The 18,958-nt window shown below is 42.7% G+C and carries 22 protein-coding genes; 11 read left to right on the top strand and 11 right to left on the bottom strand.

Features of this window, described 5'->3' with window-relative positions; all coding sequences use genetic code 11:
• Positions 1 to 3: 3 nt before the first annotated feature.
• Positions 4 to 255, bottom strand: a complete 252-nt coding sequence (gene tatA, locus RM556_RS09605) for a twin-arginine translocase TatA/TatE family subunit (RefSeq protein WP_311361138.1) — start codon at positions 253 to 255, stop codon at positions 4 to 6.
• Positions 256 to 625: 370 nt separating this feature from the next.
• Here tatA and RM556_RS09600 point away from each other — a divergent pair, with 370 nt between their 5' ends.
• A complete protein-coding gene (locus tag RM556_RS09600) occupies positions 626 to 1,579 on the top strand; it encodes a hypothetical protein (protein WP_311374468.1) in 954 nt (317 codons plus the stop codon).
• Positions 1,580 to 1,606: 27 nt separating this feature from the next.
• Here RM556_RS09600 and RM556_RS09595 read toward each other — a convergent pair whose 3' ends face one another.
• The 3 genes from RM556_RS09595 to RM556_RS09585 form a co-directional block, all read right to left on the bottom strand.
• Complete coding sequence (locus RM556_RS09595; RefSeq protein WP_311374467.1) at positions 1,607 to 2,179, bottom strand: glutathione S-transferase family protein; 573 nt, start codon at positions 2,177 to 2,179, stop codon at positions 1,607 to 1,609.
• Positions 2,180 to 2,201: 22 nt separating this feature from the next.
• Positions 2,202 to 2,546, bottom strand: coding sequence for an iron-sulfur cluster insertion protein ErpA (gene erpA / locus RM556_RS09590; protein WP_311361135.1), 345 nt, complete (start codon positions 2,544 to 2,546; stop codon positions 2,202 to 2,204).
• Positions 2,547 to 2,656: 110 nt separating this feature from the next.
• The gene (locus RM556_RS09585; protein ID WP_311361134.1) at positions 2,657 to 3,367 is read right to left on the bottom strand and encodes a DUF6776 family protein; all 711 of its coding nucleotides are present in this window, start codon (positions 3,365 to 3,367) and stop codon (positions 2,657 to 2,659) included.
• Positions 3,368 to 3,492: 125 nt separating this feature from the next.
• Here RM556_RS09585 and RM556_RS09580 point away from each other — a divergent pair, with 125 nt between their 5' ends.
• Together RM556_RS09580 and hemJ are read left to right on the top strand one after the other, a co-directional pair.
• Positions 3,493 to 5,199 carry a chloride channel protein gene (locus RM556_RS09580; RefSeq protein WP_311361133.1) on the top strand — a complete coding sequence of 569 codons (1,707 nt, stop codon included), beginning with the start codon at positions 3,493 to 3,495 and terminating at the stop codon, positions 5,197 to 5,199.
• A gap of 22 nt (positions 5,200 to 5,221) precedes the next feature.
• Positions 5,222 to 5,650: a protoporphyrinogen oxidase HemJ gene (gene hemJ / locus RM556_RS09575; protein WP_311361132.1), complete on the top strand. Its 429-nt coding sequence runs from the start codon at positions 5,222 to 5,224 to the stop codon at positions 5,648 to 5,650.
• A gap of 27 nt (positions 5,651 to 5,677) precedes the next feature.
• On the opposite strand, the gene RM556_RS09570 is transcribed toward hemJ, so the two are convergent.
• The gene (locus tag RM556_RS09570) at positions 5,678 to 6,322 is read right to left on the bottom strand and encodes a UPF0149 family protein (RefSeq protein WP_311361131.1); all 645 of its coding nucleotides are present in this window, start codon (positions 6,320 to 6,322) and stop codon (positions 5,678 to 5,680) included.
• Positions 6,323 to 6,436: 114 nt separating this feature from the next.
• On the opposite strand from RM556_RS09570, the gene RM556_RS09565 reads away from it, so the two are divergent.
• The gene (locus tag RM556_RS09565) at positions 6,437 to 7,639 is read left to right on the top strand and encodes an Nramp family divalent metal transporter (protein ID WP_311374466.1); all 1,203 of its coding nucleotides are present in this window, start codon (positions 6,437 to 6,439) and stop codon (positions 7,637 to 7,639) included.
• On the opposite strand, the gene RM556_RS09560 is transcribed toward RM556_RS09565, so the two are convergent.
• Positions 7,632 to 8,804 (bottom strand): peptidoglycan DD-metalloendopeptidase family protein, encoded by a 1,173-nt coding sequence (locus tag RM556_RS09560; RefSeq protein WP_311374465.1) that lies wholly within the window; start codon positions 8,802 to 8,804, stop codon positions 7,632 to 7,634. The two genes, RM556_RS09565 and RM556_RS09560, sit on opposite strands and share 8 nt — an antisense overlap.
• Positions 8,805 to 8,912: 108 nt before the next feature.
• Complete coding sequence (gene gpmI, locus RM556_RS09555; RefSeq protein ID WP_311361128.1) at positions 8,913 to 10,445, bottom strand: 2,3-bisphosphoglycerate-independent phosphoglycerate mutase; 1,533 nt, start codon at positions 10,443 to 10,445, stop codon at positions 8,913 to 8,915.
• 278 nt (positions 10,446 to 10,723) lie between these two features.
• On the opposite strand from gpmI, the gene RM556_RS09550 reads away from it, so the two are divergent.
• The 5 genes from RM556_RS09550 to RM556_RS09530 all read left to right on the top strand — a co-directional run bounded on the left by RM556_RS09550 (position 10,724) and on the right by RM556_RS09530 (position 13,617).
• Positions 10,724 to 11,158 carry a rhodanese-like domain-containing protein gene (locus RM556_RS09550; RefSeq protein ID WP_311361127.1) on the top strand — a complete coding sequence of 145 codons (435 nt, stop codon included), beginning with the start codon at positions 10,724 to 10,726 and terminating at the stop codon, positions 11,156 to 11,158.
• A gap of 10 nt (positions 11,159 to 11,168) precedes the next feature.
• On the top strand, positions 11,169 to 11,429 hold the full coding sequence (gene grxC, locus RM556_RS09545; RefSeq protein ID WP_311361126.1) for a glutaredoxin 3: 261 nt from the start codon (positions 11,169 to 11,171) through the stop codon (positions 11,427 to 11,429).
• 137 nt (positions 11,430 to 11,566) lie between these two features.
• A complete protein-coding gene (secB, locus tag RM556_RS09540) occupies positions 11,567 to 12,067 on the top strand; it encodes a protein-export chaperone SecB (protein WP_311361125.1) in 501 nt (166 codons plus the stop codon).
• 8 nt (positions 12,068 to 12,075) lie between these two features.
• Positions 12,076 to 13,086, top strand: coding sequence for an NAD(P)H-dependent glycerol-3-phosphate dehydrogenase (gpsA, locus tag RM556_RS09535; protein ID WP_311374464.1), 1,011 nt, complete (start codon positions 12,076 to 12,078; stop codon positions 13,084 to 13,086).
• A gap of 72 nt (positions 13,087 to 13,158) precedes the next feature.
• Positions 13,159 to 13,617, top strand: a complete 459-nt coding sequence (locus tag RM556_RS09530) for a tRNA (cytidine(34)-2'-O)-methyltransferase (RefSeq protein ID WP_311361123.1) — start codon at positions 13,159 to 13,161, stop codon at positions 13,615 to 13,617.
• Positions 13,618 to 13,682: 65 nt separating this feature from the next.
• On the opposite strand, the gene RM556_RS09525 is transcribed toward RM556_RS09530, so the two are convergent.
• On the bottom strand, positions 13,683 to 13,811 hold the full coding sequence (locus tag RM556_RS09525; RefSeq protein WP_311374463.1) for a hypothetical protein: 129 nt from the start codon (positions 13,809 to 13,811) through the stop codon (positions 13,683 to 13,685).
• Between the two features lie 305 nt (positions 13,812 to 14,116).
• Here RM556_RS09525 and RM556_RS09520 point away from each other — a divergent pair, with 305 nt between their 5' ends.
• A complete protein-coding gene (locus RM556_RS09520; protein ID WP_311374462.1) occupies positions 14,117 to 14,638 on the top strand; it encodes a hypothetical protein in 522 nt (173 codons plus the stop codon).
• 13 nt (positions 14,639 to 14,651) lie between these two features.
• Here RM556_RS09520 and RM556_RS09515 read toward each other — a convergent pair whose 3' ends face one another.
• From RM556_RS09515 to RM556_RS09505, 3 genes are read right to left on the bottom strand one after another with little or no spacing between them, the layout of a single operon-like run.
• On the bottom strand, positions 14,652 to 15,650 hold the full coding sequence (locus tag RM556_RS09515) for an alpha/beta fold hydrolase (protein ID WP_311374461.1): 999 nt from the start codon (positions 15,648 to 15,650) through the stop codon (positions 14,652 to 14,654).
• 14 nt (positions 15,651 to 15,664) lie between these two features.
• Positions 15,665 to 17,092 carry an ATP-binding protein gene (locus RM556_RS09510; RefSeq protein WP_311374460.1) on the bottom strand — a complete coding sequence of 476 codons (1,428 nt, stop codon included), beginning with the start codon at positions 17,090 to 17,092 and terminating at the stop codon, positions 15,665 to 15,667.
• Entirely contained in the window at positions 17,092 to 17,778 is a 687-nt protein-coding gene (locus RM556_RS09505) for a response regulator transcription factor (RefSeq protein WP_311374459.1), read from the bottom strand. Before RM556_RS09505 ends, RM556_RS09510 begins: the two co-directional genes overlap by 1 nt.
• Positions 17,779 to 17,977: 199 nt before the next feature.
• Between RM556_RS09505 and RM556_RS09500 the strand changes: the two genes are divergently transcribed.
• Entirely contained in the window at positions 17,978 to 18,793 is an 816-nt protein-coding gene (locus RM556_RS09500; RefSeq protein WP_311374458.1) for a Spy/CpxP family protein refolding chaperone, read from the top strand.
• Positions 18,794 to 18,958: the final 165 nt, after the last annotated feature.

The raw sequence follows: 18,958 nt of genomic DNA, 5'->3' as shown, positions 1-18,958 counted from the left end.
GGCCTACTCTTTTGTTGTGCTTTTTGTTTCTGAAGGCTCTACGCGCTTATCTGAATCAGATTTATCTTCTACGGTTTCAAAGTCAGCATCACCCTCTTTTTTGTCTTTTTCAGCGGCCTCATCATCGCTCAATGCTTTTTTAAAGCCCTTCAACGCAGATCCTAAATCGCCGCCAACATTACGTAGTTTCTTTGTTCCGAACAATAGGATAACTATCAATAGTACGATGAGTACATTCCAGATATTAAAACCCATTTGTAAATCTCCATTGTTAAATATTTGTTTTTTTTGCTACCGTAAAGGAGCTTTAAAAAAGCCAGTTGTATCAATAACAAAACAAGTTTGATTATTGCATTATACGTTGGTTTTGATAAAGATCACTGGCTTTCACGAACTAGTTTTTATACCTAGGCAAAACTTAGGATAATAGAAGCGCTCTTGTTCAATACAGAAGTGATTCAAAAAAGGACTGAAAGCACTTGTAAACGTATGTACAAAGGAATGTACCTAAGTTGTGATCGGCAAGTTTGTTTCGATGTAAAATGACAGCTTGGCTGGACTAAAACGGGCAGTTTAAGGAAATCTCTATGGCAGACGCAAGTTGCTCTACAAATAAGAGCCCTACATGACTTACATTCGCGTCACTATCTTCTTGCTTTCGATAATCCTCTCGCTTCACCTTGTCGCGCAAGAGAAGACCAACCCATCAGACTCGAACCCCAACTACTGTGGAGGACAGATTTGGTTTGATGATTGGTATTGTCATTTTAACTACGGTATCGAAAGTTCCGTAGTGGAAGTGAATTCGTGGTTCGTACATGAAAACACTACCACGCAAGCTCCCACAAGAGCATCTGGTAAGCTACGATTTGGTATTGAGCCCAGAAGTGGTGACTTATCGCAGCTTGATTTCCGCTTTAAAATTCGTGTCAAACTGCCAGCCCTTGAAGACAGAGTTGAACTCTTACTCTCTGATGATGAAGATGATGTTAACCAACAAGCAGTAAAAGCGGCCAGAAGTGAACAACTAGGAAGCAATGACAGAGCCACCTTAGCCATACAATTTAAAGATAAACCTGATTCAAAAGTGAGTTACCGGCTTGGTCTCGGTCGCGGTTCTCAGGTATATACTAGAGCACGGTATAAAGATGAATTTTCGGTAAATATAAATAGTAAGTTCTCCTATTTCGCAGAAGTTAACTACTATTCAGATGACCAATTTGGTGTTGAATTTGAAGGTGCATTGAGTCGAAATATCGATAACAAACACGCAATCGAATTTGAAAACACTTTCCGCTACCGCGACAAATCTGAAGATTTATTTTGGCGTCATCAATTCAAGTATCTGTATCTTAGGGACGGTAAAACAAGCTACCTTTTCACCGCCATGATCGACGGTCTGAATAAACCAAGCTATCGCAAAGAGCAAATGCTAGTCAGCTTAAGATACAAAAGGAATGTACTAAGACCTTGGCTATTTGTTGAACTTGAACCCTTTATCTTGTGGCTTAGAGAGGAAGACTTTCGAACCTCCTATGGCATTGCACTGCGAGCCGAAGTTCACTTTCCAGATTATTAAAGGTAGTTCAGGCGCAGAGCACCTTTTCTATAAACGAGGGTCGCTTGCTTTTGCTTCTTCTAGAGTCGCATGCTCTGCATGGAATGCGACCAAAGCGGGTAATTTAGAGAAGTCGTAACGAGCACGAAACTCAACCCAATCTAATAAACAGAATAAACTCAGAGAGGCATAGTTCCACTCATCAAACTTGCCCTGCTCTGCCGCTTTGTTCAATTCCCCAAATATCACGTCGAAGCGTTCGCGCTGAAGTCTGAAATAGAGCTTATCAGCACTCGTGTCGATGTCTGAACGCGAGAGTAAAAATATCTGAACCAAAGAGTCATTTGCTGAATCAATAAGGGTAAGTAAGTTTTCTTGCTCCCATGATAAAGAAGGTAGGCTTGCTTTTTGGCTTAGATAGCGAAAGATAACCCCTGAATCGAGGACGATCGTGTCACCATCCTCCAGCATTGGGATTTTTAAGCTTGGATTTTTTTCAACTAATTTGGCACGATCTGCACTATTGAAGATATCGACTTTTTCAAAATCATATTGGAAATCCTTCATCCACATAAGCAAACGACGTACGTAAGGAGATGTCGTTGAACCGATAAGTTTCATAATCGTACCTAAAATTGTGTAATTAAATACTAAAGCTTGCGCCGCATCCACAGGTAGTGGTCGCGTTCGGGTTATTCACGAAAAAACGGGAACCTTCTAAGCCTTCGGTGTAATCAACTATGCCGCCCACTAAATACTGCAGACTCATTGGGTCGATCACTAAGGTGACGCTTTCTTTTTCAATCGTCATATCGCCGTCATTCACCTTTTCATCGAAGGTAAAACCATACTGAAAGCCAGAACAACCGCCCCCCGTTACATATACGCGCAGTTTCAATTCAGGGTTTTCCTCTTCCTGTATCAAGGTAAGCACTTTTTTTGCTGCTGCTTCTGAAAACTCAATCGGCAATGCCGTTTCAACTGACATAATATTCCTCTAAATCTTTTGCGGCTATCGCTTGTTTGCGACGCCACTTTTCTAGCGCAAATTATCTAATACCTGAGTAATTTAATCAAGTATTCAATTGGGCGATTCGTCTATTCTTCAACGCTTAGCGCATCTGCCCAGACTACCTCAGTTGAATACGAGCCTCGACGCTTTTTGTATTTATAGACATCGGTTTTAATTTCAAGGCTTTCCGCCTGAAAACCATCGGGTAGGGTCACTCTCGCCTCAAGTACCTGAAAGTAACGAAACGAATAGTTGAGTTTGCTCTCTTTATCGTCCAATAATGTGACTAAATCATATGTCTGGGGTAGGCCGTTTAAACTGCCTCGCAGTTGAATTTTTAAGGTGCCTTTAATGACTGACTTAATATTTTCACGCTGTAACATCATGATATTGATTGCATAGTTTCTATCACTTAGTGTGGGTAACACCTCGACACTCTCTACAACAAAACCATCTTGCGTTAACTCTGGCGCCATGACTTTTTGATAAAAACTGATCTGTTCTTTCAGTTCTTTCTCGCGCAACAAGCTCTCTTTTCTATTCAACTGAGCCTGCTCATTTGCAATACTTGCTACTTCTAACTCTACTTTTTTCACATTAAGCTGCGAACTTAAATCTTGATTTTCTAAGCGCAAATTATCCAAGCTACTTTCTAGCACCTTGATTTCTTCCGTCAGCAAGTTATTGCGCTTATCAGCGTATTCATAGCCAGCATACAATGCCAGCGCGATCACGATCAGAATTGAGCCATAAAACCGGATAAAACCAAGCTCTTGCTTTAGATCTTTAAAATTCAAATTTTTCTCCAAAACAAAAGGTCATTTAGATAATTATCAAGGTCTTAACTTAAGGGAAGATAGCAAGACACGGCGTTAACCGTTATGATAGTCGTATTTACAACTAGTATAAACCCTCAAATCACATGTTTCTGCAAGCATTGAGACGAGAACTCTCATATCCAAGGACGTCAATCCAGCTTTGTCTTTTAGGCATCGTTGCAGGGGTATGCGCTGCGAGTCTCATCATTGTTTTTCGGCTGAGTTTTGAATACATCCAACTTTTACTGCTTGGCGGTGTTGCCGAATATGACAACATTGATCCACTTTACTTAGCGTTCCTGCCAGCGGCCGCAATTTTATGTGTACTTGTGATAGCCAAACTAACTGGTTTTAAGCATTACAGAATGGGTATTCCATTCGTTATACATCGTATCAAAACCCGCTATGGTCATATGCCAATCAGAACTACGATTAACCAGTTTTTCGGCGGGGTTTTCTCACTAGCCGGTGGATTTGTCGTCGGGAAAGAAGGACCGACAGTACACCTTGCTGCAGCCGGTAGTCACTTTCTCGGTCAATACTTTAGATTACCTTTCAATAGTTTACGTATTTTGACTGGTTGTGGGATTGCAGCAGGAATCGCTGCGGCATTCAACACACCTTTCGCGGCCGTTATTTTCGTCATGGAAGTCGTACTTCGTCAGTATCGTGTTCATATATTTGTTCCAGTGATGCTGTCAGCCGCGTGCGGTTCCATTTTAACTCGTCTCGTTTTTGGTAATGAAAATGAACTCACCTTTTTGAGCTTTCAAAACCTAGAACCGATCTTACTCCTCTATTTAGTGTTTTTCGGGTTTTGTTCCGGCTTGTTGGCCGCGCTGTTTAACAAGCAATTGATGCTAGTAATGACGACCTTTCGTAGAGTGAATATGGTCATGCGGCTGCTTCTCGCTGCGACAATTACCGGTGCTGTTGCTTACTTCATGCCGCAAGCCTTGGGGGCTGAATTTATTGCCATCGAAAAACTCTTTTTATCGGAACCTAGTCTCACTTTTCTACTCAGTTTGTTTGTACTGAAGTTTATTTTGGCAACAACAGCAATTGGCCTAGGTGTGCCAGGCGGGATCATTGGCGCCGTTATGATAATTGGCATGCTCGCTGGTGTTATTTTACTGCAACCGCTGCTGCTATTAGGTACTGAATCTACTGTTACGCCCACTTTCGCTTTGCTTGGTCTAGCTGGTATGCTCGCCGCAGTGCTCCACGCACCAATGGCTGCATTGTCAGCCGTCATGGAACTTTCAGCAAGCTCGCAAGTTATCTTGCCTGCGATTATTGTTATTGTCGTTGCCTATGTCACAAGTAAACAGCTCTGCAATAACCGGTCTATCTTCATACAACAACTCGACTTTCAACAGTTACCTTACACCACATCTTCTATCCGTGACGTATTGCAGGAAACTGGCGTTATGGCGATTATGCAAACAGAAATGAAACACTTTGTGGATGCACCCAAGAAGGCCTTATATCAATACTTGCAGACCCACCCGCATGATATTGTTTTACAGGAAAAGGTCTTTGAGCTCGATCGACAGTATTTTATCGTCTCACTCGATGTCAGTTTACAAGAGGATACCTTGCCATTAACTATTCATGAAATGGAGGGTTTGAGTGATCAATCAACCATGGCCGAAGTGTATGAAACTTTGCATAAACAACGGCAAGGCGCAGTTTATATTTATCAAGAGCTGGATTATGATGCCCACGTGTATGAGCATGGTAAACCGAAGGTCATCGGGGTGATCACTTGGAACATGCTACATACGTACTTGTTACGTCAACAACACTAAATCGTTTAGAAAGGGCAATAGTATGACAATCTTGTGGCTGAAAGCTTTTCATGTATTTTTTATGATCGCGTGGATGGCGGGTATCTTTTACTTGCCACGTTTGTTTGTTTATCATGCCGAAAGTACGAATCAGGAAACGAAAGATCAGTTTAAAATCATGGAGCGTCGCTTATGGTTTTTTGTCACTCCTTTCGCGCTGCTAACCCTGATTCTTGGTGTCATTATTATGTATTTGTACGGTAGCGCTTGGTTGAAAGTATCGGCTTGGTTGCATGCAAAACTAGCTATCGTTGCACTTTTCTATGCTTATCACATGTACTTGTATCGACTCGTGAAGGTATTCGCCGCTGACAAAAATACGCATAGCCCTCGCTTCTACCGCTTCCTGAATGAAGTCCCCGTTCTTGCGCTTCTAGCAATCGTGATATTAGCGATCCTCAAGCCATTTTAGGCGGTTTTAGGGGATGATGAGCGCAAGTTATGGCTCTTTCTGTACAAAAGTCTCAAATTGGTTAGGTAGAAATGCCGCTAATTCCCCAGAAACCTCGACATAAGTATTCAAGGCGTTTGGCAGCGCCTTTGCGATGCTTGGCAACTTACTTTCGAAGTCTTCTTGTCCACGCTTTTTTGCTTGTTCGATAGCAAGTGCGATATCCGCAAAAGTAGTGAACATCCCCAAACTATGCTTCAGTTTTTTTGCTAAAGCTGGGGCATTCTCAGGACTTTTCTTATGCATGATTGACCAAGCATTCTGCCACACCTTTTCAGTATTTGAATGAGCAGTGAGCAAACCACTCAACCATTGACTCAGCGGTGAATCATTATCAATTTGCTGTGAATATTCAGCATCTTCTTCGAAAACCGCATAACTTGGCATTGTCACTTCGTTGTTCGTCATCATTGCCAAACAATACTTAAAGTAAGCAAATAACGCATCCGTGATCTCATCCGCCTGCTGCGCATCTTGCATTTGACCATGATGCTTTATCGTCCATGTTAACCAAGCATCTGGCATTGGGATTTCGGGGGCAACACCAGCGCCAAACAACACACCTTCAACGTAGTAACGAGAGTGCAACAATGCTGCGTTTTCCGGTTTTTCATAAATACTGAGTAAATTCATATCAAGAAATGGCTTGGGCTTGCTAATAAAATCAATGCAGTAGATGATAGAGTTAAACTTGCATAAAACACAACAATAACAAGAAAATAAAACAATCGTTGTAAGGGAAATGACATGAAATCAGGCATGACAGGCTTAATTATCGCTGCTGCTTTTATCGGCCCGGGCACAGTGACTACCGCATCGATAGCGGGTGCAAACATGGGTTACGGCCTTGTATGGGCATTATTATTTTCTATTTTCGCTACCTGCGTTTTGCAAGAAATGGCTTCACGTTTAGGCTTAGTAACCGGTCAGGGTTTGTCCGAAGCCATAGTGCAAACGATGGATAATCCGGCTTTGCGCTGGTTTAGCATTGTTTTGGTTGTATGTGCTATCGGTGTTGGCAATGCGGCTTATGAGGGTGGAAACTTAACCGGCGCTGCATTGGGTTTATCCAATGTTATGCCTGGCAGTCTGACACTTTGGTCCTTAATACTGGGCTCGCTCGCATTAATCACATTGATAAGCAATCGCTATGCTCTGGTAGAGAAGTTACTCATCGCTTTAGTCGCATTAATGAGTGTTGTTTTTATCGCGATTATGTTCATTGCGGGAATAGATTTTGCTGCTTTGAAGGAGGGTTTACAACACTTAGGCTTTTCAAATGTCACACTCATGCTTGCCATTATTGGTACCACAATCGTGCCATACAACTTATTCTTACATGCAGGCTTAAGTGCCAAACAAAAAAGTGATGATGCTATAAGCGATGAGACCCTTTCCACGCACCTTCCCTCTCATCGAAAACAGTTGTTTACCTCCATCGGCGTTGGTGGTTTAGTGACTTTTGCAATCATGTCGAGTGCGGTGAGCGCCTTTTACATCACTTCCATTACCTTATCTGGAAATAATATTGCATCGCAATTGCAGCCTGTATTAGGCGATTATGCAAACTTGTTCTTTGCTATTGGCTTATTCTCAGCAGGTTTAACTAGCGCGATTACTGCTCCTTTAGCTGCAGCTTATGCTATTTGTGGTTTATTCGGATGGCAACAATCCCTCGCCGGCAATGCTTACAAAAGCATTTGTATTGTTATTTTATTGATAGGCGTTGTAGTTGCAAGCTTAGGCTTAAAACCCTTGGCAATCATCGTTGTGGCTCAAGCCTCCAACGCTTTGTTACTCCCTGTGTCGGTTGGTTTTTTGTTGTATGTGATGAACAATAAAAAGGTCATGCATAACTATACCAATAGCATCTTAAGCAATGTACTTGCAGGCGGTATTTTATTGTTGATTATGATACTAGGTGGGACCAAACTCGCCGCGCTTATTTAAGCCAAGAGCTTGGATTAAGGGCTTTACCTTTTAAACGGATTTCAAAATACAAACCTGGCGTTGATTGGCCCCCGCTGCTACCGACAAGACCAATCGATTCACCTTCGAGTACCGTGTCCCCGGCTTGTTTTAATAGTGCTTGGTTACGGCCATATACAGTCATGTATCCATAGCCATGATCGACAATCGTGACTAAGCCAAAACCTTTTAACCAGTCGGCATATAAGACTTTGCCGTCTTGCACCGCTCTTACCGGCGAGCCTTCTGCACTGTTAATGACAATGCCTTTCCAGCGGACTTGTCCTTGTCGCCGCTTACCGAACAACTTCATTACTTTCCCAGCAGCCGGTTTCAATAACTTACCTTTAAAATTAGCGAGGCCACTAAGCGTAATGCTTTGTTCTTGAGTTTGTGTTTGTTCCTCTCGACGCTTCAAAGCGTCAATTTCGGCTTGCTCAATTGCATTCATCAATGAGCGTTCTTCCTGCTGCAGTTGAGCTACGCGAGCAGTATCCGATTTTATTTGGCGATCAAGTGCCTGTAGCTTTTTATGTCTAGCTGATTGTTGTTCACGCAGTTGAGAGCTTTGCGAACGTTGAGTGACCAATAATCCTTCTAGCATTTGTTCTTGCTCAACAAGCTGCTTATCGAGCGCTTCAAGCTCTACCACGAGGGCCTTGAACTTACCAATTTCCTGTTGCCTTGCACTGTTTAAATATTGGTAATAGGTAATTACCCGCTCGAATCGACCGGCATCATCTTGATTGAAAAACATTTTGGCAAAATCGTAATCACCCGCCATGAATGCTGATTTCAATTGCCCCGCAAGTTGTTTTTGCTGAACTTTTATTACACTTTCCACCTGCTTTTTTTCGCTTTCCGTTTTTATTTTATCGGCGCGGGTCTTGGTAAGGGTTTGATCAGTTTGATTGAGTTGAGTTGCGGTTTGCGCTATTTCTAGCTCTGCTAGTTTTAACTCTTGTTGCAGACGCTCAGATGACTCTAGCTTTTTTTCTAGTTGCGCTTGGGTTTGCTTAATTTGTTGCTGGATAGACTCTAAGTCGCTTTGTCGCGAATGGCCGTTGAACGCCAAAAACAGTGAGAAAAAGCACACAAGCAAGCTTGAAAGCCTGCGCGGAAACGCGATTTGTGCAGTTGATCTCATATTTTGGTCAATCCATAACAAACTGTTGTTGAAAAGTTTACAGACAACAAAGTTTGTCTGCTAGTGCTCAGCCGAAACTGAGCACCCAACACAAGTGTTCTAAACCACTTATGAACTCAGTTTCATAATAGTTTCGCCGGTCATCTCTGGCGGCTGCTCCATGCCCATTAAATGTAACATAGTTGGTGCAACATCACTAAGTGTTCCGCCACTTCTAGCTTGTGCATCGCGACCGAAGTAAATGAAAGGAACGGGCTCACTGGTATGTGCTGTATGCGATACACCTGTATCAGGGTTCACCATTTGCTCGGCATTACCATGGTCGGCGGTGATTAAACATTCGCCACCCACTTCTTTCAAGGCCTCCACAACTCTTCCAATACAATGATCTACGGCTTCACACGCTTTTATAGCCGCTTCCAGCTTTCCTGTGTGCCCCACCATATCTCCGTTAGGGTAGTTACAGATAATGGCGTCGAACTTACCCGATTTAATTGCAGCAACTAATTCATCCGTGAGTTTTTCAGAGTTCATTTCTGGTTGTAAATCATAGGTAGCAACATCAGGTGACGGAATGAGAATACGTTGTTCACCTTCATATTCGTCTTCCTTGCCACCAGAATAGAAAAACGTCACGTGGGCAAACTTCTCGGTTTCAGAGATCCTAAGCTGTGTTTTTTGATTCTTTGCTAACCACTCCCCCATCACATTGACTAATGTTTCAGGTGGGTAAGCACAAGGCACATCTAAATTGGATTCGTATTCAGTTAACATCATAAATGACGTTTGCGGTACCTTGCTGCGTTCGAAACCACTAAAATCTTTATCAACCATAGCGTGCGACATAGCACGAGCACGGTCTGCTCTAAAGTTCATGAATAATATCGCATCACCATCTTCAACACCGGGGTAGTCGCCTATTTTGGACGCTTTCACAAACTCGTCATTTTCATCACGAGCGTAGGCAGCTTCGAGCGCTTCAACGCCACTTTCATAGTGCTTGTCTGCTTTGGCAGAAACAATCACGTCGTAGGCTTGTTGTACGCGATCCCAACGACTATCTCGATCCATGGCGTAATAGCGCCCCACTAAACTAGCGACTTGGCCAACACCGATTTCTTCAAATAATGATTGCGCTGCTTCAATGGAAGGTTTCGCACTTCGTGGGGCGGTGTCGCGTCCATCGGTAAAACCGTGCAAATAAATACGTTTTGCTCCCTTTTCAGCCGCGAGCTTAATTGCCGCAAATAAATGTTCCTCGTGGGAATGCACACCACCAGGAGAGAGCAAGCCCATGATGTGTACCGCTTTATCTGCAGAAACGGCAGCGTTAATAGCTTCAACGATCACTTCGTTCTCAGCGAAACTACCATCCGATATAGCTTTGGTTATTTTGGTAAAATCTTGATACACCACTCGGCCTGCACCAAGATTCACATGTCCTACTTCAGAATTACCCATTTGACCATCTGGTAAGCCAACATCAAGGCCTGACCCAGAGATCAGTGTGCTGGGCTTGGTGGCGAAAAGATCGTCTAGTACCGGCGTATTTGCCAATGCGATGGCATTGTTTGTGGTTTCTTCTCTGTAACCCCAACCATCGAGTATGATAAGCGCTAACGGTTTTTTACCTTCTTGCATGATGACCCTTTTAGTAACACGAAATTAATGAATACGACTTACTAGAAAAATACCAGTAAATGCTTACCCAATAAACAATTTATCGTTATTTTTCGCGACAAAGCCGGGATTCTTTTTTCATATCATAGAATTTTGTTTGCTAAAAACCGTTCCTATAGCTGCACTTAGATGATTCATATGCAAAAGAATCGTGTAACAGACCCCAGAAATGCTGGTTTATACGGTTTTTTTCTATATACTTTGCGAGTTTGAAATAGCATTAGGATGACAACAGTTTTATGGACCAGTTAATTGAATTTGCGACCAGCTCTACGTTAATAAAGTTATTATCAGCAGCTTGGCTAGCGCTTATCGTGCTTATTATTTATTCATATGTGGGCGGTGCTTTATCTCCGATTAAGCTACTTTCTACTCACGAAGCGACGTTATTGATGAACAAAGAAGACGCTGTCGTATTGGATATAAGAGCAGCTAATGAATTCAAAGCAGGCCATATCTTAGGGTCTCGCCAACTGAAAGCTGAAGAACTCAAAGAAGGAAATTTCGCAAAGCTTGAAAAGTCTAAGGACAAGCCCATTATAGTAGTATGCGCAATGGGCGTGTCAGCGAAAAAGACAGCAGCACAAATGCTGAAAGCAGGCTTTGAAAAAGTCACCGTATTAAAAGGCGGAATGGGTGCATGGCAAGCGGCCAGCCTACCCGTCTCAAAATAAGAGAGTATTCATGCAAAAAGTAGAACTATATACAAAAGGCTATTGCCCATATTGTAAGCGAGCTAAAGCTTTATTAAGCCAGAAAGGCGTTGAGTTTAGCGACGTAGAGATAGATAAAGACCCAGAGCGTCGTCCAGAAATGATCGAACGTGCAAACGGACGAACAACGGTCCCACAAATATTTATAGGTGACACCCACGTAGGCGGGTGCGACGATTTATTTGCATTGGAATCTGCTGGCAAACTAGATAGCTTGTTAAAAGGCGCATAATTTATCTAGAATTGTGCCGCACACTTAGTACAATGCACAACAAATGAAAAAGGTTGCAGTATCCGCAACCTTTTTCTTGTTAATTCAATTTGTAAGTATTACAAAAACATTCATTAGAGTATCGATAGGAACCATTCATGGCTGAAGAAAATACAACACCTGCTGGCGCAGCAGAGCAACAAGTACCGCAATTTAACGTTCAACGCATTTACACAAGAGATATCTCTTTTGAAACGCCAAACAGCCCATCGATTTTCCAGAAAGAATGGAAGCCTGAAGTTAAATTAGACATCGACACTCGCACCAACGAACTAGAAGCCAACTTGTATGAAGTGATTTTATCGGTCACTGTTACAGCAACTATTGGCGAAGAAACCGCTTTCTTGTGTGAAGTACAACAAGCAGGTATTTTTGCTATCGGCGAAATGCCAGACCAGAACAAAGCTCACACACTGGGTTCTTTCTGCCCTAACATGTTGTTCCCGTACGCGCGTGAAGCTGTATCAAACTTAGTTAATCGTGGCACATTCCCACCGCTTAACTTAGCACCAGTTAACTTCGACGCAATTTTTGCTGCATATATGCAAAAGCGTGCTGAGCAAGACGGCCAAGCGGCCCCTCAACAACTCGATTCATAAAACACATCATGCGCGCATCACGTGAAGCATCTGTTGCAGTACTTGGGGCTGGCTCCTACGGTACTGCGCTGGCTTTTGTGTTAGCGCGCAACGCTGTACCTACCCTTCTGTGGGGGCGAAGTGAGAAACATATCGCACAAATGCAGCAATCCCGCAGCAACGAAAAATACCTGCCCTCAGCGGTATTCCCAGCTGACTTAGACTTAACAGCGGATCTATACGAAGCGGTTAGCAGCGCGTTCGATATTTTGGTCGTCGTACCTAGCCATGCATTTAGAGAAACGTTAGAGACTATCCAACCCTTTTTAAATGATCACCATCGAGTGATATGGGCAACCAAAGGCTTAGAGCCCGGCACTGGACGAATTCTTCAAGATGTCGCCCGAGAAGTGCTAGGAGATAAAATTCCGTTAGCCGTTGTTTCTGGGCCCACATTCGCCAAAGAGATGGTGGCAGGTTTACCCACCGCAATAACACTTTCTAGTGCAGATGCTGAGCTTGGTGAGTCATTTTCCCAAAAACTGCATTGCTCAAAGGGATTTCGTGTTTACAAGAACGATGATCTTATTGGTGTGCAACTCGGCGGGGCTGTTAAAAATGTGATTGCTATTGGTGCTGGCCTTGCAGATGGACTGGGATTTGGAGCAAATGCAAGAACAGCGCTAATTACCCGAGGTCTTGCCGAGATGACACGTCTGGGTTTAGCCATTGGGGCCAAACAGGAAACCTTCATGGGCATGGCAGGCTTAGGCGATTTAGTCCTAACCTGTACTGACAATCAAAGTCGAAACCGTCGCTTTGGCCTTGCTTTAGGACAAGGTTTGACTGTAGAAGATGCCATTGAAAGCATCGGCCAGGTTGTAGAAGGTTATCGGAATACCGACGAAGTTCGCTTACTGTCTGCCAAACACGATATTGAAATGCCCATCTGTGAGCAAATATATCAAGTACTCTATCAAGGTAAATCAGCAAAAGACGCTGCTGTTGCGCTATTGAGTCGTGAACAAACTCAAGAATAGTCGAGTCGCAAGGCGACATAGTGCCGAATCAAATCATTAATCATTAGATAAGCCTTCTGAGAAAACGAAATTATGTTCCATATTGCATTGTACGAACCTCAAATAGCCCCAAATACTGGCAATGCCATTCGCCTTTGTTCGAACAACGGCTGTCATTTGCATTTAATTGAGCCTTTGGGTTTTAGCATGGAGGAAAAACAGTTACGCAGAGCATCCTTAGATTATCGCGACCTTGCTAATGTCACGATCCATAAAAATTACTCTGTATTCTTAGAGGCAATGGGCGAGAGACGAATATTTGCGTTAACGACAAAAGGCTCACGCCCTCATGACGAACCAAGCTATCAAGCAGGCGATGTATTGCTATTCGGTTCAGAAACTTCTGGGCTTCCAGACGAAATCCGCAATGGTTTTAGCCCTGACCAACGTATACGCATCCCAATGCTAGCCGATGCTAGAAGCTTGAACTTGTCTAATTCAATCGCAATCGTCAGTTATGAAGCATGGCGACAAACCGGCTTTGCGATGTAAAATAACGGCGGTGCCTGTTTATTCAAAAGCAAACAAACAGTTGGCCTATTAGTGAAAGAGAGTGCTTATTGTTGAAAGATAAGTACGCCGATGTATACCAAGTAAGGTAACAAGGCAAGTCCAACTAAGGCGCCCACGTTTGCAAACAAGTACCACCAATTAAAAGTATCATTTGTATCTGTTGTTGCGTGCATCAGTTTTCTCCATATTCGTAGCAATCATGTGCTTGCGTCACAAGTACTGCATTTTTTCGTCTCTACAATCACATATTGCAATGCTCATGCCAGAACAAGAATTAGTCATACCCCCATGATTTAAAGCGTTATTTTATTTTAAACAAGGTGGATTCAATCCCTTTTCGCCATATTTGGCAAAGCTCAAGTCAAGTTTGTCAGCTTTGTTCTACGCTATTCAGCTTTGCTCTACGCTATTCAGATTGAGTTCAGTAAAACAAGCTTATGCTACGCTCCATCAAATTCATTTTTAGATTAATCAGACAATGAAAACCAAACTCACTACTGCCTTACTTTGCATCTCCATGATGCTTCTTTCTTCACAAAGCAGCGCAAACGACAGAGTTACTATGTTCGTGAAAAAAGAAATCAACGATACTGATACGATTTCTGCGATTGGCTTTTCAGGTATCCTGAGCGATCGTTACAGCAATATAAAATCTGAAATTATCACATCGTTAAACGCCGCAACTGTGCTAGATAACTCGGGTTATTACCAAGACTATCTGGGCTTAGATCTTGGGGTACGATTAGGTTATTACGATGATGTTTTTCTTTATATAGAGGGAGGATTTGACGTTTTTGAAAGCGCATTTAAAGATGATGATGAGTTCGACAACTATTACAACGATCGTGATAATTTGGATGGTTACGCTGCGCTAGGCGGGGGTATTCAATCGGGTAACTTGAGAGTTGAAGGTTACGTGAAAGCAAGGCAGATTGATGCTGAATACTGGACCGCTAACAAAACCTTGTTTTACGGTATGCAGTTCACATTCGCCTTTTAGTTTTGTGGCTGAACTAACGTGCCAGATAGTCTAATAGCTTTTCTAGTGCTGGCTTGCGAAACTTATCTTTCTCAAAGAATAACTCATGCATCGCCTCTGGAATGCATACGGACTCGCAATTAGGCATGTCAGCGACTACCTGCTCAATGTCCTTATTCGCGACTACTGTGTCTGCGCCAGAGTATAATATCTTGCAAGGCGTTGTTAATTTATGAGCATGTGCTCTTATTTCTGCCATTCCCTGAAGAGAAGCATGTAGCCACTCAAAGGTCACCCCGCCGAGCTGTAGCCTTGGCATATCTGCATATAGCTCGCGGAAAATCCGATACCGAACTTCACTGCTCATTAGACGATTCTTATAAAATGCACTAGGAGCGTAATCAGTTTGACCGAAAAAATAAGACGCTTTTTTACGAACTAAACGATTATATCTTACACCTATGTAGACCAAGGCGTGAGCGGCCCAGGGTGGCAACGGTGGCGTGATCCCAAACATTGGCGAACATAATACTGCCTTCGCAAAAAACTGAGGGCGCCTTTTTAGGAGCAAAGCGCCAATTGCACTCCCCATGGAATGGCAAACTAAAAACAGAGGTAAGCCCACGACGGGTGTTGCGTCTTCGCTTGCTGCTGCGCCGCTCAACTTTGGCAGCAGAACATCGTCGATCATGCTCTCAAAATCATCAACATACATCTCAAATGAGTCAATATAACCAAAGTGTGGATTTTGACATTCTCGCGACGACTGCCCTTGTCCTCGATGGTCATGGATAAAAATACTGTAACCTTCATGATACAAGTCATAGATCAGTTCACTGTATTTCAAAGCACTTTCAACACGCCCCGAAGATATGACTAGAATACCTCTTGCTTGTGGGTGCTGAACAAAGCGATAGTGAATTTCACAACCATCCTTTAGCGTCCAAAAGCGGGCTTCGCAATTTTCATCGAACCAAGGCTTTATTGTCTGGTAATACTTCTCTGGCAACTCGGATTCTTGGGTCAAAGGCATTTCAATTGCAGTACTTATTCAACTATTGGGATTTGTATTATTACTGATAAACCACCGAAAGGCGATTCCTTCGCAGAGATTGTTCCGTGATGTGCTTCAACTGCGGCTTTCGCTATCGACAAACCCAGTCCTGCGCCTTTATTGTTCTCAGAAACTTGGTTTTCACCTCTGAAGAAGGGGTCAAATACTTGGTTAATTTGCTCTGCTTTCATACCCTGACCATCGTCACTAATGGTAATTCTCAACGATGAGGTGGTATTTTTCTCTGAAACGACTTGGATCTCGCAGTGCACAGTTTTCTCAGCGAATCGTAAACCGTTACGTATGATGTTTTCAATTGCACTTACGATCAAGTTTGCATCGAACTGGCCGCTAAGTGTTGGAATTTGGTTCACAACAAGCTCTTTACCATTCGCTTCAGCTTCGAACTTTCCATCATTAAAAACACCGCTCAATAGATGAGTTAAGGAATGTGTTGCTAAGTGAATAGTTCTTTCTGTCGCGTTCAATTTTGCAATGGTCAAGACTTGGCCAATCAGCTTATCCATTTTATCGATGTCAGTCTGAATGCGATGGAGTTGCTTGGCCTTATTTTCCTGTTCGATACTACGACTTTTTTCGTCAACTTCTTGATCTTCTAAGAGCGCTGTTGCCAATTGTAGTCGCGTAAGTGGCGTTCTAAGCTCATGGGATACGTTGGCCATCAATTGTTTTTGGTTCTCGACCACAGACTGAAGTTGAGATGCCATACTATTAAAATCATCCGCCAGTTGACCAATTTCGTCATGTCGGCTCTCTAGTCCTGCTATTCGGGATGACAGCTCGCCATCCGCTAAACGCTTGCTTGCTTTGCGCAGTGCGCTAATAGGTTTAGTCATACTCAGCACTAGGGCAAAGCAAAACAAGGTACTCAAAACAATAGCTAAGGATAAACCAGCAATTGCTGCACGAGAGCGGGACATTCCAGAGCGTTCCTCTCTTTTCAGTAATCTACCGACGAAAATTTGGTAGTTTTTATCATTATGAGTTATTGGATAAGGCCCTACGAATTGCATGTTGTTTAATTTAATCAGCACAGGGTACTCAGCATCAATAAAGCCTTTGAGTTCGGCAATGTTTCCGGCAAGCGGAGCTGGAAAATTAAATCGGACATCTTTGTCTGCACGATTAATTGCCACAATTTGAGTATTACCGCGTCGATCGCCAGCTCGGCGTAGAGACTGACTGAACCGTCCTCCCCTATCTAATAACCGTGCTAATTTCTCCACTACTAACGTGCCGGAGTCAATTTGACCCGCTTCGGCGGCACTCACTTCAACCACGTTGCTAAGCTGTTTAGTAATGAAGAACGCACTTAAGAGTATGACCAACAAGGCGAACCAAAACCATAGGAATACTCGCCCAAAAAGAGAGTTAAATGGATTCAGCTTTTCAAATTTCACTAGCTTTCCGCCTTAAATATATAACCAGCACCACGTACTGTTTTAATCACACCTTCAATATCAAACGCATTTAGCTTCTTACGTACATTACTGACATGCATATCTAAACTACGGTCAAATGCACTCAAACGACGCCCTAGCACATCGACGCTTAACTTATCTTTACCCACAATATGGCCTGCATGCTTCATTAAGACTACCAACAATTGAAATTCAGTACTGGTAAAATCAACTTCTTGCTCCGATACCATCGCTCGTTGGCTGGCTTCTTCGATTCGGATGCCATGCAAATCTAAGTTATGTATTTGGTTAAACGTGCTTAAATCGTCAACGCGCCGAGTCATGGCTTTCATTCGCGCAATCAGTTCTCGATGATTAAAGGGTTTCGCCAGATAATCATCCGCGCCAAGCTCCAAACCAAGAATACGATCGTAATCTTCACCTTTCGCTGTGAGCATAATCACAGGCACAGTTGAGAATGTGCGAACTAATTTCAAGACTTCAAATCCGTCCATCACAGGCATCATGACATCTAACAATGTTAGATCGAATTTTTCGTTTCTCAATCGCTCAATTGCAACAACAGGCGAGTTTTCAACTTCTACTAAGAAGTTATTTTGCTGCAAATACTCCGCAAGCACCTGCGTTAGTTCTGCATCATCATCAATTAATAAGATTTTATACATTTACGTTACCCATTAAGACTGCAACACGCTCTCATATATATGCTAACAAGCTTTATAGTAAGTGAAATACCTAAAGCAGCATGTAACCTTTACACAAGCTTTACACTAACTTGGCGTTTCTTTGCATTGACTCCGCTATCATTTACTCACTTAATCAATTTACCAACAAGTTTTAAATGACCTTAAAGAGGAAAGCATTATGAAAAAATTACTTATCAGTGCAACTATTACCGCTCTATTAGCCACTTCGGCAATGAGTTTTGCAAAGGGTCCACGTGAGGGAGGCGAGCTTTCTAAACGTATGATGGCTGAGCTCAATTTAACACCTGAGCAAAAATCTGACCTTCGCCAAATTAAGAAAGAGGCTCATCAAGACAGTGGTATTTACCGTGCAGAGATGTCGGCATACAAAGATGAAATGCGTACGCTTATGCAGATGGAAACATGGGATGAGACAGCGGTTAGAGCCTTAATCGAAGAAAGAATGGATGGTGGGCTTCCACTAAAGCTGATTGGCGCAAAAGCAAAGAGTCAAAGCTATAACGTAATGACAAGTGAACAAAAAACCATGCTTGCCGAAAAGCGTGCCCAGAAACTTGCCAAACGAACGACAAAGATGGCTAAGTCAGATGGCGATAGAGGCGCTAAAAGACTTGATAAAATGGCTAAGCGTCTTGATCTTTCAGAGCAACAAAAACTCGCTATTGGTGAAATATTTGCAGAAAATCAAGCACGTCGTGCCGCTAACAAAGCCGACATGAAAGCTAAGGGTGAGACGCTTCGTAGCATTATACAAGCCCCCGTATTTGACGAAGATGCCTGGCTTGCATTCCATGCTGAAAACAAAGAAGCTCACCTCGAAAAAGCCTTGCTTAAAGCTAAATCACAGTTCGATATTTTGAGCTTATTGAATGATGAGCAGAAACAAAAGTTTGCTAAAATGATGAAGAAAGCAAAACACAAAAAAGGTGAGAAAAGAGGTGGTAAGCGCAGAGACAAGTCTCGCCAATCTTAAACTCATTTAGCAAAGATTATTACCAGTCATCCTCGAGCAATCGAGGATCTCATGGCGCAGTCCAAAAATGATTTCTCTGCATAATGCAAGGTATTATGTAGAGTAAAGTACGCATTTTTAGTGCACATACGTAAATAACACGCTCTTTTTACGTATGTATTTTTT

The organism is Alteromonas sp. W364, from assembly GCF_031846205.1.
In the GTDB taxonomy this organism is placed as follows: Bacteria; Pseudomonadota; Gammaproteobacteria; order Enterobacterales; family Alteromonadaceae; genus Glaciecola; species Glaciecola blandensis.
The sequence above is the reverse complement of the archived record's forward strand: the minus strand, read 5'-3'. Positions and strand labels throughout refer to the sequence as shown.